The organism is Geobacillus sp. GHH01, from assembly GCF_000336445.1.
GTDB classification, from domain to species: Bacteria; Bacillota; Bacilli; order Bacillales; family Anoxybacillaceae; genus Geobacillus; species Geobacillus zalihae.
The window spans coordinates 1,538,010-1,550,241 of the sequence record NC_020210.1 but is presented as its reverse complement, the minus strand read 5'-3'; the positions used below and the strand labels follow the sequence as shown (position 1 = coordinate 1,550,241).

The 12,232-nt window shown below is 54.4% G+C and carries 17 protein-coding genes; 7 read left to right on the top strand and 10 right to left on the bottom strand.

Annotated elements, in window-relative coordinates; translation table 11 throughout:
- Positions 1 to 29: 29 nt before the first annotated feature.
- Complete coding sequence (locus GHH_RS19315; protein WP_015374709.1) at positions 30 to 413, top strand: hypothetical protein; 384 nt, start codon at positions 30 to 32, stop codon at positions 411 to 413.
- Here the strand turns inward: GHH_RS19315 and cysK are convergent.
- Entirely contained in the window at positions 399 to 1,322 is a 924-nt protein-coding gene (cysK, locus tag GHH_RS07630; RefSeq protein ID WP_033009303.1) for a cysteine synthase A, read from the bottom strand. The two genes, GHH_RS19315 and cysK, sit on opposite strands and share 15 nt — an antisense overlap.
- A 193-nt stretch (positions 1,323 to 1,515) precedes the next feature.
- On the opposite strand from cysK, the gene GHH_RS07625 reads away from it, so the two are divergent.
- Both GHH_RS07625 and GHH_RS07620 read left to right on the top strand, forming a co-directional pair.
- The gene (locus GHH_RS07625; protein WP_015374707.1) at positions 1,516 to 2,619 is read left to right on the top strand and encodes a histidine kinase N-terminal domain-containing protein; all 1,104 of its coding nucleotides are present in this window, start codon (positions 1,516 to 1,518) and stop codon (positions 2,617 to 2,619) included.
- A 46-nt stretch (positions 2,620 to 2,665) separates the two neighbouring features.
- Entirely contained in the window at positions 2,666 to 3,019 is a 354-nt protein-coding gene (locus tag GHH_RS07620; RefSeq protein ID WP_015374706.1) for a hypothetical protein, read from the top strand.
- Between the two features lie 19 nt (positions 3,020 to 3,038).
- On the opposite strand, the gene GHH_RS19130 is transcribed toward GHH_RS07620, so the two are convergent.
- A complete protein-coding gene (locus GHH_RS19130; RefSeq protein ID WP_015374705.1) occupies positions 3,039 to 3,179 on the bottom strand; it encodes a hypothetical protein in 141 nt (46 codons plus the stop codon).
- Between the two features lie 594 nt (positions 3,180 to 3,773).
- Between GHH_RS19130 and GHH_RS07615 the strand changes: the two genes are divergently transcribed.
- The 3 genes from GHH_RS07615 (at position 3,774) to GHH_RS07605 (ending at position 5,964) form a co-directional block, all read left to right on the top strand.
- Positions 3,774 to 3,959 (top strand): hypothetical protein, encoded by a 186-nt coding sequence (locus GHH_RS07615; protein ID WP_015374704.1) that lies wholly within the window; start codon positions 3,774 to 3,776, stop codon positions 3,957 to 3,959.
- Positions 3,960 to 3,979: 20 nt separating this feature from the next.
- Positions 3,980 to 4,204, top strand: a complete 225-nt coding sequence (locus tag GHH_RS07610; protein WP_015374703.1) for a spore coat protein — start codon at positions 3,980 to 3,982, stop codon at positions 4,202 to 4,204.
- Between the two features lie 398 nt (positions 4,205 to 4,602).
- Positions 4,603 to 5,964: a S8 family peptidase gene (locus GHH_RS07605; protein ID WP_015374702.1), complete on the top strand. Its 1,362-nt coding sequence runs from the start codon at positions 4,603 to 4,605 to the stop codon at positions 5,962 to 5,964.
- Positions 5,965 to 6,161: 197 nt separating this feature from the next.
- On the opposite strand, the gene GHH_RS07600 is transcribed toward GHH_RS07605, so the two are convergent.
- The 4 genes from GHH_RS07600 to GHH_RS07585 form a co-directional block, all read right to left on the bottom strand.
- Positions 6,162 to 6,737 (bottom strand): YitT family protein, encoded by a 576-nt coding sequence (locus GHH_RS07600; RefSeq protein ID WP_015374701.1) that lies wholly within the window; start codon positions 6,735 to 6,737, stop codon positions 6,162 to 6,164.
- A 167-nt stretch (positions 6,738 to 6,904) separates the two neighbouring features.
- A complete protein-coding gene (locus GHH_RS07595; RefSeq protein WP_011231011.1) occupies positions 6,905 to 7,075 on the bottom strand; it encodes a twin-arginine translocase TatA/TatE family subunit in 171 nt (56 codons plus the stop codon).
- Positions 7,076 to 7,183: 108 nt separating this feature from the next.
- Positions 7,184 to 7,363, bottom strand: a complete 180-nt coding sequence (locus GHH_RS07590) for an H-type small acid-soluble spore protein (RefSeq protein ID WP_011231010.1) — start codon at positions 7,361 to 7,363, stop codon at positions 7,184 to 7,186.
- Positions 7,364 to 7,525 (bottom strand): hypothetical protein, encoded by a 162-nt coding sequence (locus GHH_RS07585; protein WP_223813664.1) that lies wholly within the window; start codon positions 7,523 to 7,525, stop codon positions 7,364 to 7,366.
- A 125-nt stretch (positions 7,526 to 7,650) separates the two neighbouring features.
- Here GHH_RS07585 and GHH_RS07580 point away from each other — a divergent pair, with 125 nt between their 5' ends.
- Positions 7,651 to 8,646, top strand: a complete 996-nt coding sequence (locus tag GHH_RS07580; RefSeq protein WP_015374699.1) for an acyltransferase family protein — start codon at positions 7,651 to 7,653, stop codon at positions 8,644 to 8,646.
- A gap of 90 nt (positions 8,647 to 8,736) precedes the next feature.
- Here GHH_RS07580 and thiE read toward each other — a convergent pair whose 3' ends face one another.
- From thiE to GHH_RS07560, 4 genes are all read right to left on the bottom strand, one after another.
- Entirely contained in the window at positions 8,737 to 9,402 is a 666-nt protein-coding gene (thiE, locus tag GHH_RS07575) for a thiamine phosphate synthase (RefSeq protein WP_015374698.1), read from the bottom strand.
- 5 nt (positions 9,403 to 9,407) lie between these two features.
- Positions 9,408 to 10,208: a bifunctional hydroxymethylpyrimidine kinase/phosphomethylpyrimidine kinase gene (thiD, locus tag GHH_RS07570; RefSeq protein ID WP_015374697.1), complete on the bottom strand. Its 801-nt coding sequence runs from the start codon at positions 10,206 to 10,208 to the stop codon at positions 9,408 to 9,410.
- An 18-nt stretch (positions 10,209 to 10,226) separates the two neighbouring features.
- Complete coding sequence (gene thiM, locus GHH_RS07565; RefSeq protein ID WP_013145495.1) at positions 10,227 to 11,036, bottom strand: hydroxyethylthiazole kinase; 810 nt, start codon at positions 11,034 to 11,036, stop codon at positions 10,227 to 10,229.
- A gap of 172 nt (positions 11,037 to 11,208) precedes the next feature.
- Positions 11,209 to 12,231, bottom strand: coding sequence for a glycosyltransferase family 2 protein (locus tag GHH_RS07560; RefSeq protein WP_015374695.1), 1,023 nt, complete (start codon positions 12,229 to 12,231; stop codon positions 11,209 to 11,211).
- Between the last annotated feature and the right edge of the window lies 1 nt (position 12,232).

Here is a 12,232-nt window from a genome sequence, read left to right as displayed (position 1 = left end):
GATGAGACCGTGCCAACAAGAGGAAAAATATGAAAAAACAAAAAGGGTTATTGGTATCATATTGTCTGATTTATCAAAAATGGAGGAATTCGAAATGGTTCATGAAATCCGTCACTGTTTTTATCATTCCGACCATGACGCAGCGCTGCGCTCGTTCGATCTGCCAAAAGAACAGCAACGATTCACCGCACTCCCCGCTGAGGCGCTCAACGCATGCGCCAAGGAACCAGAAAGAAAGCCGATTGTTATCCTTCATCAAGAACGACCGGTCGGTTTTTTTGTTCTCCACACCGGCAAACGATCAAACAAAAGCATTCCTCTTTGTTTTGCAGAGAGGAATGCTTCACTTCCCAATGAAAGGCAAGAAATCCTCGCTTTTTTCGTCGATCGACGTCCGCTTAATCGGCGAATAAATCGGATGACAAATACCGCTCGCCGGAATCGGGCGCCATGCAAAGGACGCGTGCGCCTTTCGGGAGCTGTTTTGCCACTTTGATGGCGTAATAAGCGCTCGCCGCCGCTGAGGCGCCGACCAAAATGCCTTCCTTGGCCGCCAGTTGGCGCGCCATTTGCTGGGCATCCTCATCTTTGATCAAAAAAATGTCATCGTAAATCGAGCGGTTTAAAATTTTCGGGATAAACCCCGGACCCGTGCCGGGAATTTTGTGCGGCCCCGGCTTCCCGCCCGACAACACCGGCGAACCGTACGGTTCAACGACGTAAATGCGCAAATTTGGGATGCGCTTTTTCAGTTCCTCCCCTGTTCCCGTCACCGTCCCGCCGGTGCCGGCGGTGAGCACGAACGCATCGAGCCGCCCATCAAACGCCTCGTAAATTTCCACCGCCGTTGTATGGCGATGCGCATCCGGATTGGCCGAATTTTCAAACTGCATCGGAATGAAGCTGTCAGGGATTTCGCCAGCCAGCCGGTTCGCTTCATCAATTGCCCCTTGCATCCGCTTCTCCGCCGGCGTCAAATAAACTTCGGCTCCGTACGCCTTTAAAATTTTCACCCGCTCCACCGTCGCATTGTCGGGCATCGTGATGATGCAGCGATACCCGCGGGCGGCGCACACCATGGCCAACCCGATGCCGGTGTTGCCGGACGTCGGTTCGATGATCGTGCTTTTTCCAGGCGTAATTTTCCCTTCCGCCTCTGCCCGGCGGATCATTTCCCAAGCCGGCCGATCTTTGACGCTGCCGCCTGGGTTGAACGATTCGAGTTTTATATATACGTCCGCTCCCTCCCGATCCGGGAGACGGTTGAGCTTCACGATCGGCGTGCCACCGATCAAATCTAAAATCGAGTCATACAATTTCACGATCGTCCCCAACCTTTTGCAAAATATTTGTTCGTCCCATTCATTATAAATGATTTTTCCGTTTTTGTTCAAACCACCCGCCTTTTTCGCGGAAGGAAACTAGTTTTCTCGGATATGCAGCCATTTTCCCTCTGTTCTAGTTCGATGTTCCCAATTATAATAAAAATAAACGACAGAAAGCGAGGTGGCTTTGTTGGCATCTGCCGCACAGCAGCTTGTCACCCATTTGGAAACCCATTTGCCGGACTTCCTCGCCTATTGGCGGCAGCAAATGAAAATTGCCGACGATGACAAATATATCGACTGTGTCGAACAAAACGGCTTGGCGGTGTTCACCTTGGTCAAAGAGGCGCTGCTGCAGTCGCGGCCCGGCGAGATGGTTGAACGGCTGGCGAACAAAATCGCCAAAGAACGGGCGGAGATGAACGCCGGCATCGGCGCCCTTGTTTACAACGTAAACTTGGGACGGCGCCTGATCATCAACCATGCGTTGGCCGCACCGCTGTCCGTCGATGAGCTCGCCCCGCTCATTGACCATATGAACGAGTTGTTTGACCAGTTTTTGTTTCATGCGGTCACCAAATACAATGAGTTAAAAGAAAAGGAGCTGCATGAGAAAAATGCGCTCATTGCCAGATCGCATCAAGACCAGCTGACGCTGCTCGGACAAATGTCATCGAGTTTTGTCCATGAGTTTCGCAATCCGCTTACGGCTATTATTGGTTTTATTCAATTATTGAAGTTTGAGCATCCGCATCTTCCTTATTTAGACATTATCGACCATGAGTTGCAGCAGCTGAAATTTCGCATTTCGCAATTTTTGCATGCCTCACGCAAAGAAATTGTTGAAAGCGAAAAGGAAACGTTTTCGCTTTGCCAGCTGTTGGAGGAAATTATCGAGTTTTTATACGCCACGATCGTCGACAGCGATGTCGACCTTTCGGTGGCGATCGATGAATCCATACATATATTTGCCTATAAAGATCAGCTGCGCCAGGTGCTGGTAAATATTTTGCTCAACTCGATCGAAGCGTTGAAAGAGAGGGAAAAACCGCGGCGGATCAACATCGCCGCCCGTTGCCAAGACGGAAGCACCATCATCGAAATCGCCAACAACGGTCCGTCCATTCCGGCCGACATTGTGGAAACGATTTTCGAGCCGTTTTTTACGACGAAAAAACTCGGAACCGGCATCGGGTTGTACATTTGCAAAAAAGTGATTGAAGACCACGGCGGAGACATCCGCTGTTCATCCAATGCCGCCAAGACGACGTTTTCCATCCGCCTGCCCGCATAACAAAGGGCGAAAATGGGCATGCTGGATGTAAAAAAGGATGATGTCGATGACACCGTCATGGAAACATTTGCTGGAACAGACGGCAGCCGCCATTCGCGAATGGCTTCAGCGGGAAAACCATTCGTTTGCCGAGCTGGCGGAGCTGATCCGCCATCATCCGGACACCGTCCGGTCCGAGCGCACTTGGCTCGGTTTGACGTACCGCTTTTACTCGCTGACACTGGCGGATGCGGCGCTGAGGATGGAAACAAAAGTCGCCCGCAACGGGAACGAGCGCATTTTATCGTTGTCGCTTCATGCTCCGCGGACCAAAGCAGCCGTGTATCGTTCTTATGACGAAGAGAGCGACTTGTCCGATGTCGTTACCACCCCTCCGCTCGCGGAAAAAACCGCACCGTAACCGAACCGGTGCGGTTTTTTTAGCCTTTCATGCCCTGCAGCCATTCTTGGTAGCATTCCGGACAAAGCGCTTCCTCGCGTTCTTCATCGTTCGCATGGAACGAGACGTAATGCACGTTGTCGTCGCACTCGCATTGGCAATAGAAACACGTTTCGTTCATCGATTGTCCCTCCTTGTCCGTTAGTGTGGACAATCCGAGGAACGTCATTGCAAGGAAAACATCCCCAAAAGCGATCAGCACGACGTGTGCGACAACAAATAGTCTAAGACGGCCTTTTGCTCTTCCTTCGTAAACCCGGCTTGCCGGTCGATCCAATATCGATGCCCCTCTCCTGTCACATGCACCGCCTTTAAAGCAGGATCGGCGCGGCATTCGTGGCCATGACGCGCTCGCGCTACGTCCGGTCAATGAGCGCCCACAGACTGTTGCGCGCATCAAGGGCGATGCCTTTTTGAACGGTGCTCGAAAGCCCGAACTCACCTTCGGCCCAACCGCCACGCCACCATCGTGCAAATACGAAGTGCTCCACGCCAGGCCGATGAGGCTCAGCACCTTATAGTCGACCGGTGAATTGCCGTAGGCGAACGACAGGCGGTTTGGTCCGCACCGCTCTGGACAAAACTTGAGCGCGCAGGCAGCACTTCTTGTTGGGCGGTCCAGCTGCCCGAACATCATCGCCCATCTTTTCCAAAATTCCCTATCTATACGTGAGACGGCCGAGCACATACTATGTCACGGAAGGTGGTGAAAGAGATGAAAGCGACAGGAACACATGAAACGCTCGAGCTGCACGAACTGCTCATGTTCAAAAACACGTGCCTCGCCAAAAGTGCCGCCATGCAGCAAATGGCGAGCGACCCGCAGCTGAAATCGCTCATTCAACAAGACATGCAAAAAACAGAGCAGCACATCCGCGACTTGCAAAACTTATTATCGTAACGAACGGAGGAGGGACAACGATGCAGGCAACGATGACGCCGACCGGCGTATTCAATGATCAAATGATCGCCGCCGACTATCTCATTGGGGCGAAAAGTGCGATCAAAGCGTGCGCAATGGCCATTGCCGAAGCAACAACCCCGGAAGTGCGCAATACGCTGAAGCAACATGTGAACTACCCACCACCTACGCTTCGCTTGGAGGTGGGGGCTTCAAGCGACTTGTGCGTGTTCGCCGAACGGTAAGCCACACACAAGAACCCTTTACGCTTCCCTTCGTTCCGAAGGTGTCCGTTCTAGCCATATTCTATCCTATTCGTTGGCTAACGCCAACCGACATTCATCTCCCACTTTCACTGGTGCTGGCGCACCTTCACGTTTAGAAGTAGGAGACTTCTTTCGGAGGGAAGTTAAATGACGCGATTGCGTTTCACGAGCAAATTAGCCAATACATAATCAACAAAGGATACTATCATCCGACCAACGTCCAAGAGCAGCTGCGCGTCGATATGCAAACGGCGCAGCAAGTGTTGCAATCAGCCGGCCGCTGAACGCACAAATGGGATTCGCCCGCTGCAAGTGGAATCCCATTTTTCATGATTTGCCCTCCATTCGCCCATCCTAACAACAAGGAGGTGAACAGCGTGAAACGCCGATACCGAATATGGGCCGCGACCAGCGCGGTTGTTGCTCTACTCGTTGCCGCAGCCGCCTTGGGGCGACCGGCTCTAGAAGAAAACACCCCGGCTCCACCACGGCTGAAGCCGTTTGACGCCGAGGTCGCACCCACCCATCCAACCGTTGTCGCCTTAGACAGCTTAAGCGCAGGCGAACAGCTGAAACAGCAGTTGAACAAGCACCCGCGCATTCGGGAAATCCTCCATAATCGCCGCGGTGACCGAAGCCATTATTTCGCCAATGAGATCGTCGTCCGCTTTCGGGCATTGCCATCGGAAAGCCGTCTTCAACAAATGGAGGCAGCCATCGCCGGCCAGCTCATCAAGCAGGTCGACCACGTGTTTGTATTCCGTTCGCGCGGGCAAACGTACGAAGAGATGCGCCGCTATTTCCGATCCCTTCCGATGGTTGATTATTGCGAACCGCACTACATTTACATGCAAAATGAGTGGAACAAGCCGGCGCTGATCCCGAACGATTCGTTTTACGCCCGCTACCAGTGGAACTTGCCGGCCATTCATACTGAAGACGGCTGGACGTTGTCGCGCGGCAAACAAACCGTGCCTGTCGCCATCATTGACAGCGGGGTCGATTTGACCCATCCCGATTTAATCCGCCGCCTTGGTCCCGGATACAACGTATTGGCCGACGACCGCTCTCCGAATGACGAAAATGGCCATGGCACCCATGTCGCTGGCATTATCGCCTCACAGCCGAACAACGACGAAGGAGTCGCCGGCATAACATGGTTCAACCCGATCATGGCCGTCAAAGCATTAAATGCGGACGGCTATGGAACGAGCATCGACGTGGCGAAAGGCATCCGCTGGGCGGTCGACCACGGGGCAAAGGTCATCAATTTAAGCCTTGGCAACTACCAACCGTCCTCGGTGCTTGAAGAGGCGATCCGCTACGCCGACGCCCATGATGTCGTGCTTGTCGCCGCTTCCGGCAACGACAGCACATCACAGCCGAGCTTTCCGGCCGCGTATCCAGAAGTGATCAGTGTTGGCGCTGTCAATCCGGATCTTTCCTATGCACTTTATTCCAACTACGGCGACTATGTGGATGTCGTCGCGCCTGGAACGAACATTGCCAGCACGTTTGCCGGCCACCGGTACGCCGCCCTTTCCGGCACGTCGATGGCCGCGCCGCACGTCACCGCACTCGCCGCTTTGATCCGCTCCGTCAACCCGCGGCTTTCGAACGATGAAGTGCGCGACATTATTCTCGAAAGCGCTGACGATTTGGGAGAGAGAGGAAAAGATCCGTATTACGGCTATGGGCTGATTAACGTCTACCGCGCGCTCGAGCTGGCTAAGCGATAACCGATGCTCCTTCCGCCAATGATTGGGGAACTCGTCGCTGGGAAAGGTCAAACGGACAAAATTCTCATCTCCTGTGCGAACGATGTTAAAACTCCCCCACAGCATCAATCAGCAAACAGCCGGAAACGGCGCCTTCGGTGCCGCATTCCCATAGAGGAGCGCCTATCTGCTGAAACGAAAAACGATGGGGATTCGAGCTATACCCCCATCGTTTTTTCGCGCGTCAACATCGTCGTCACCGCCCCGACGACCGTGACAACGACAAGCGAGTGGACAAACGGCACTGAGTCGATGATCATGCTCCCAGCTGAAATAATGCAGGCGTCAATGACAAAAATGATGATCCCGACGTTCCAGTTCGTCCATCTAGCGATAAACTGGGCGAGCAGGTCGGTCCCGCCCGTGCTCGTCTCCTCGCGCAGCATCAAGCCGATGCCCGCGCCGACCAGCACCCCGCCGATGACCGCGCTTGGAAGCGAATCCAACACCACCACGCCGCGCAAAACGGACAATACGTCAATCATCCATGAGGAAAATAAAAGTCCGTGCAAGCTGTTGTAAAAAAACGGGCGGTAGTAAAACCATGCGGCTGCATAAAGCGGAACGCTTAAGACGATCATCGTCAACCCAGCCTGAACGTGCCACACGTATTTGGCGATCAGCCCGAGCCCGATCATCCCCCCATCAAGCAAATGGTGAGGGACGAAAAAGACGTTGATGCCAACGCCAAGAAGCAGACTGCCGACAATCACCGCCGCCATTTTTTTGATCATCACGAAACCCCTCCGCCACGGCTTATCCCAACGAGCCAACATACCTCCATATATATGTATATGGCGCCCCTTGACAGAGCTTGTCTCTTTTTTGCCGCATCGCGGAGGAAATGGCTAGTCACGGACGAAATACAAAAATAAGAGGCCAGGCCTCTATGCCCAACCTCTTATTTTTGCGCTTTTGTCGTCTCGTCATCGTCGATGATGCCTTTTGTCGCATTCTTAAATTCGCGCAACGTTTTCCCGGCCGCTTGTCCTAACTCCGGCAGCTTTTTCGGTCCGAAAATGAGCAAAGCGAAAAAGACGATGAGCGCAATTTCTCCAAAGCCGATGTTCATGTTTGTCACTCCAATGTTCAAGCGTCGTTTCTTGAATCATTATACCATAGAAGAACGGACGGTGTCATCGTCTTTCCCTTGACAAAACGGCGACAATTTGCCCATCTCTCATTGTTCCTCAAGCAGTCGCACCGGTACGTCTTGTTCGTGTTCCGGCTCATCGGTGAAATAAACGCGAGCCATTTCGCGCTCATCATCGACGTGCTGAATCACCACTTGTTTCCCTTTATACATCACCGGAACGATCTCCCCAGCTTCAGCCATTCGCTTCGCCCGCAACAGTTCCATCTACTCCCCTCCTTTCGCACTGTCCTCCGCCTGCGCCCGCAAGCTTTTCCAAAACAACTCGTCGCTGCAGACGATCTCATGAAGCTCTCCTTCGTCTCCTTTGGCGTTGATGATTTCAAGCAACTGCGTCATATCGTCCATTTCGCGCCGATCGTTTTTCACCGAATCATCCCCTTTCTTTGGCAAACTGATGACAGCGGCCATCCCATCGCTTCGTTTCCTGCGTTGACTCCCTCAAAAAGAAGGAGTATGATTCGAATTGGTGTGTATAGAAAGGAGGAAACACTATGAAGGAGCGGGACTATTATTTTGACAACGCGAAATGCGCGCTCATGCTCCTCGTCGTGTTTGGCCACTTTCTACGCCCGTACATTGACGGCGTCTTATGGGTGCACAGCTTGTATACGTGGATTTTCTTTTTCCACATGCCAGCGTTCATTTTCATTTCCGGCTATTTCGCCAAAAAATTCCATGAGCACGGCTACTTGCAAAAAATCACGAAAAAATTGCTCATCCCGTACGTTCTGTTCCAGCTGCTGTATTCGATCTACTATTTCTTCCTGTATGACAAACAGTCGCTGGAACTTGACTTATTGACCCCGCATTGGAGTTTATGGTTTTTGCTCAGCCTGTTTAGCTGGAACGTGCTGCTGTTATGGTTCGGCCGGCTGCCAAAGCGGATCGCATTGCCGATGGCGCTTCTTCTCGGCTTGACCAGCGGCATGATGGAAGCGGAAAAATGGCTGAGCTTGTCGCGGACGCTCACGTTTTTCCCGTTCTTTTTGCTTGGATTTTTCTTTCAAAAGTCGGCGATCGAGCGCTTGTTTGCCGCCCCAGTGCGCCTCGTTTCGCTATTTGTGCTTGTTAGCATGTTTTTCGTCATCCATTTCGGGTTTCCGGATTTGCCGCAAGATTGGCTGTACGGCTCGAAATCGTACGATACGCTCGGCGTCTCGGAACCAGCCGGCATTGCGAGCCGCCTCGCCATTTATGGGGCGAGCCTGCTCATGATGTTTGGCTTTCTGTCGCTCATCCCGAGCCGTCGCTTCTCCTTTTCCGTGCTCGGGGCGCGCACGTTTTACATCTATATCTTGCACGGGTTTATTTTAAAATATTTGCACGAGACGCCATTCCCAGACTTTATTATGGATGTGCACGGCTATCCGCTTCTGCTTGCACTGTCGGTTGCCATGATGCTCATCCTTGGAAGCAAGCCGGTCGTCCGGCTCGTGCGGCCGCTGTTGGAATGGCGATGGCCGAACTGGCGGCAGACAACGACCTAGCCGTCAAAAAAGAAGGTGTCCCGAACTATCAACGGGACACCTTTTTTCATTTATGGCGCTTTGCCTACAAGTGGAAACCGACTTTTTCATTCAGCGCGTGCGAGCTGCCCGCACCGCTTCCGCTAAGGCGGCGGCCGCCGCCTTTGGCGACGGAGCCGAAGCGATGGCGCTGATGACGGATACCCCATCCGCCCCGGCTTCCACAACGGTTTTGGCGTTCGCAGCCGTAATGCCGCCAATGGCGACGATTGGAATGGTGATGCCGGCTTCGCGCAAGCGGCGGAGAACATCCGGTCCTTGCGCTTCCTTTGCATCCTCTTTCGAACTGGTCGGGTAAATCGGGCCGACGCCGAGGTAATTGGCGCCCGCCTCAACGGCCGCCATCGCTTCTTCGACGTTGTGCGCTGAGACGCCCAAAATTTTATCGCCGATTTTTTCCCGCACGCGCCGCGCGTCCTCATCGTCTTGACCGACGTGGACGCCGTCGGCATCAATGGCGAGAGCCAGCTCGACGTCATCGTTGACGATAAACGGTACCCCATAAGCGCGGCAAAGGTGCTGCAGCTGCCGGGCGAGCTCCTCTTTGTCCGCCCCTTTTAAAGCGCCCGGCCCTTTTTCGCGGAATTGAAACAACGTCACACCGCCGTCAAGCGCTTCTTTCAGCACATCGGCGGCCGGACGTTCGCTGTTTTGGCTTCCCATAATGAAGTAAACAGCCAGCCGCTCCTTCATTTCACCGCTCGCGATGCGCGCCATCGTTCTCACTCTCCGTATTGGCGGTACGCCCAATGGTTCGTCGGCCCATGGCCTTGGCCGATGCCGAGCGGATGGGCAATCGCCGATTGCACAAACGCCTTCGCCGTCGCGACAGCGTCGACAGGATGCCGCCCTTTCGCCAGCTCAGCGGCGATCGCCGCGGCAAACGTACAGCCGGTTCCGTGCGTATGGCGCGTGTCAATTCGCTTGCTTTTAAAATAGGAAAATTCGCTGCCGTTATACAGCAAGTCGACGGTTTCTTCGCCATCATCGTCATGGCCGCCTTTCACGACGACATAGCGGGCGCCCATCCGGTGGAGGAGGCGCGCGGCTTCACGGCGGTCATCCATCGTGCGGATGACAACGCCCGTCAACGCTTCCGCTTCTGGAATGTTCGGTGTAATGACAAGCGCCATCGGCAGCAGCTCTTCTTTCAGCGCGGCCACCGCCTCTTCTTGCAACAGCGGAGCGCCGCCTTTGGCGATCATCACCGGGTCGACGACCAGCCGCTCCCATTTCTGTTTTTTCACTTGTTCAGCAACCGTACGAATGATCTCGGCACTAAAGAGCATGCCGGTTTTCACCGCATCCGCGCCTAAATCGGCGGCCACCGATTCGATCTGGGCGGCGACTGCTTCCGCCGACAGCGGGTAGACGCCTTGCACGCCAAGTGTGTTTTGCGCCGTCACCGCCGTGATCGCTGACATGCCAAAGACGCCGAGCTCCTGGAACGTTTTGAGATCGGCTTGGATGCCGGCGCCGCCGCCGCTGTCCGACCCGGCAATCGTCAACGCTTTGTACACCATCGTGTTTCTCCTCCCCTTTTACCGTTGTTCCACCCGGCCATACCGTTTGACATCATCGACGCTTGTATACGCCAACGCGTCCAAAAACGCCGTCTGGAAGCTGCCCGGTCCGCGCTCCCCGGCTTTGGCCGCCGCCTGCTCCGCTGCGACGCCGTAATACACAAGCGCGGCCACCGCCGCTGCCGCCGCATCGCGCTCAACGGCCGCAAACGCTCCGACAACCGATGTCAGCAAGCAGCCCGCTCCGGTCACTTTTGTCAACAACGGATGGCCGTTCTGAATCAGATACGTCGTCTGTCCGTCCGCAACGACGTCCTCTTTTCCAGTAATCGCGACAACGGCGCCGAGCTGCTCCGCCGCCCGTTTGGCCAACGCCACTCGATCGCCGCTTCCTCCGCCGGCGTCAACTCCTTTAATCGCCCACGCCTCACCGATCATATTGGCGATCTCCGCCGCATTGCCACGGATCACGGCGAGCTTGACTTGTTCCGCGATGCGGCGCGCCGTCTCCGTCCGGTAGCGCGTGGCCCCGGCCCCGACCGGGTCGAAAATGACCGGCACGCCGGCTTCATTGGCCGCCTGGCCGGCGACAAGCATCGCTTCCACCTCTTTGTCATTCAACGTCCCAATATTGAGGACAAGCGCTCCAGCGAGCTTCGCCATCTCGCCCACTTCCTCTTTCGCATACGCCATCACCGGCGAAGCGCCAAGCGCAAGCAGCCCATTTGCCGTAAAATTCGTCACAACGACATTCGTGATATTATGGACGAGCGGATTCTCCTCTCTTACCCGCTCGAGCAGTTCCGCCCATTCATGCCAATTGGCCATTTCCGGTTTCTCCCCTTTCCAAGCCTTTTCGCCGGCCATACACTGACTTTCGCCGTATTTTCGGCCAATGGAATGATCCATTCTCCCCATCCATCAGTCTACTCTTTCTTTTTTTGAATTGCAAGACAAAGAAAAAAGGCGGCCGCCAAAGCGCACCTCCCTTTTTGTTCCATTACGAACGCGGCCATTCGGCCGCGCCTCCCTCTTCGGGCGGCGCCGCCGGCGACAGCCGCTGCGGCAGCGGCCAATTCCACAAATCCAAATCGATGATATAACGCGGCCTCCGTTTCGTTTCTTTGTAAATTTTTCCAATATATTCACCAATCAGCCCGAGCGCCATCAGCTGCAAGCCCCCTAACAGCCAGATGGACGTAATGAGCGACGTCCAACCCGTTTCCGTATGCCCGACCCATTTGAGAAAAAGAAAATAGGCGCCAAACATCAAGCTGACGACAAACGAGAGAAACCCAACGAGCGAAATGAAACGGATCGGGGTGACGCTGAACGACGTCACGCCGTCAAGCGCAAAGGCGATCATTTTTTTCAGCGGATATTTCGTTTTCCCGGCCGGCCGCTCTTTTCGGTCATAATAAACCGTCGCCGACCGAAAGCCCAAAAGTGGAACGATGCCGCGCAAAAACAAGTTCACTTCCCCGAACTGTTCAAGCGCGTCCACAGCGCGCCGGCTCATAAGGCGATAGTCGGCGTGATTGTAAACGATATCGACGCCAAACGCCTTCATCAACCGATAAAACCCTTGCGCCGTATGGCGCTTGAACCATGTATCGGCATCGCGCCGCCGGCGCACGCCGTAGACGATGTCATAGCCTTCGCGAAACTTTTGCACAAATTCCCGAATCGCCGCTACATCATCTTGCAAATCGGCGTCGATCGAAATGAGGCAATCGGCATGCCTTTTCGCGGCGAACAGCCCAGCAAGCAGCGCGTTTTGATGCCCGGCGTTATGCGCCAGTTTCAGCCCTTTCACTTCCGGGTGGCGCAAACTCGCTTTGTATATGATCTTCCATGTGTCATCACAGCTGCCGTCATCGACGAACAAAAGCGCGCTGTTGGATGAAATGAGCTGCTCTTCAATCAATTGTTCGCGCAACTCCCGTAAGCGGCGGATCGTCTCCGGCAGCACCTCTTCTTCGTTGTAACACGGCACAACAATAGCCAACGTCGGTTCGAACATG

Bases quoted from the DNA above. Each gene is read 5' to 3' on its own strand.
- GHH_RS19315 (WP_015374709.1), top strand. From the start codon at position 30: ATGAAAAAACAAAAAGGGTTATTGGTATCATATTGTCTGATTTATCAA.
- GHH_RS07620 (WP_015374706.1), top strand. From the start codon at position 2,666: ATGACACCGTCATGGAAACATTTGCTGGAACAGACGGCAGCCGCCATT.
- GHH_RS19130 (WP_015374705.1), bottom strand. From the start codon at position 3,179: ATGAACGAAACGTGTTTCTATTGCCAATGCGAGTGCGACGACAACGTG.
- GHH_RS07615 (WP_015374704.1), top strand. From the start codon at position 3,774: ATGAAAGCGACAGGAACACATGAAACGCTCGAGCTGCACGAACTGCTC.
- GHH_RS07610 (WP_015374703.1), top strand. From the start codon at position 3,980: ATGCAGGCAACGATGACGCCGACCGGCGTATTCAATGATCAAATGATC.
- GHH_RS07600 (WP_015374701.1), bottom strand. From the start codon at position 6,737: ATGATCAAAAAAATGGCGGCGGTGATTGTCGGCAGTCTGCTTCTTGGC.
- GHH_RS07595 (WP_011231011.1), bottom strand. From the start codon at position 7,075: ATGAACATCGGCTTTGGAGAAATTGCGCTCATCGTCTTTTTCGCTTTG.
- GHH_RS07590 (WP_011231010.1), bottom strand. From the start codon at position 7,363: ATGGAACTGTTGCGGGCGAAGCGAATGGCTGAAGCTGGGGAGATCGTT.
- GHH_RS07580 (WP_015374699.1), top strand. From the start codon at position 7,651: ATGAAGGAGCGGGACTATTATTTTGACAACGCGAAATGCGCGCTCATG.
- thiE (WP_015374698.1), bottom strand. From the start codon at position 9,402: ATGGCGCGCATCGCGAGCGGTGAAATGAAGGAGCGGCTGGCTGTTTAC.
- thiD (WP_015374697.1), bottom strand. From the start codon at position 10,208: ATGGTGTACAAAGCGTTGACGATTGCCGGGTCGGACAGCGGCGGCGGC.
- thiM (WP_013145495.1), bottom strand. From the start codon at position 11,036: ATGGCCAATTGGCATGAATGGGCGGAACTGCTCGAGCGGGTAAGAGAG.
- GHH_RS07560 (WP_015374695.1), bottom strand. From the start codon at position 12,231: ATGTTCGAACCGACGTTGGCTATTGTTGTGCCGTGTTACAACGAAGAA.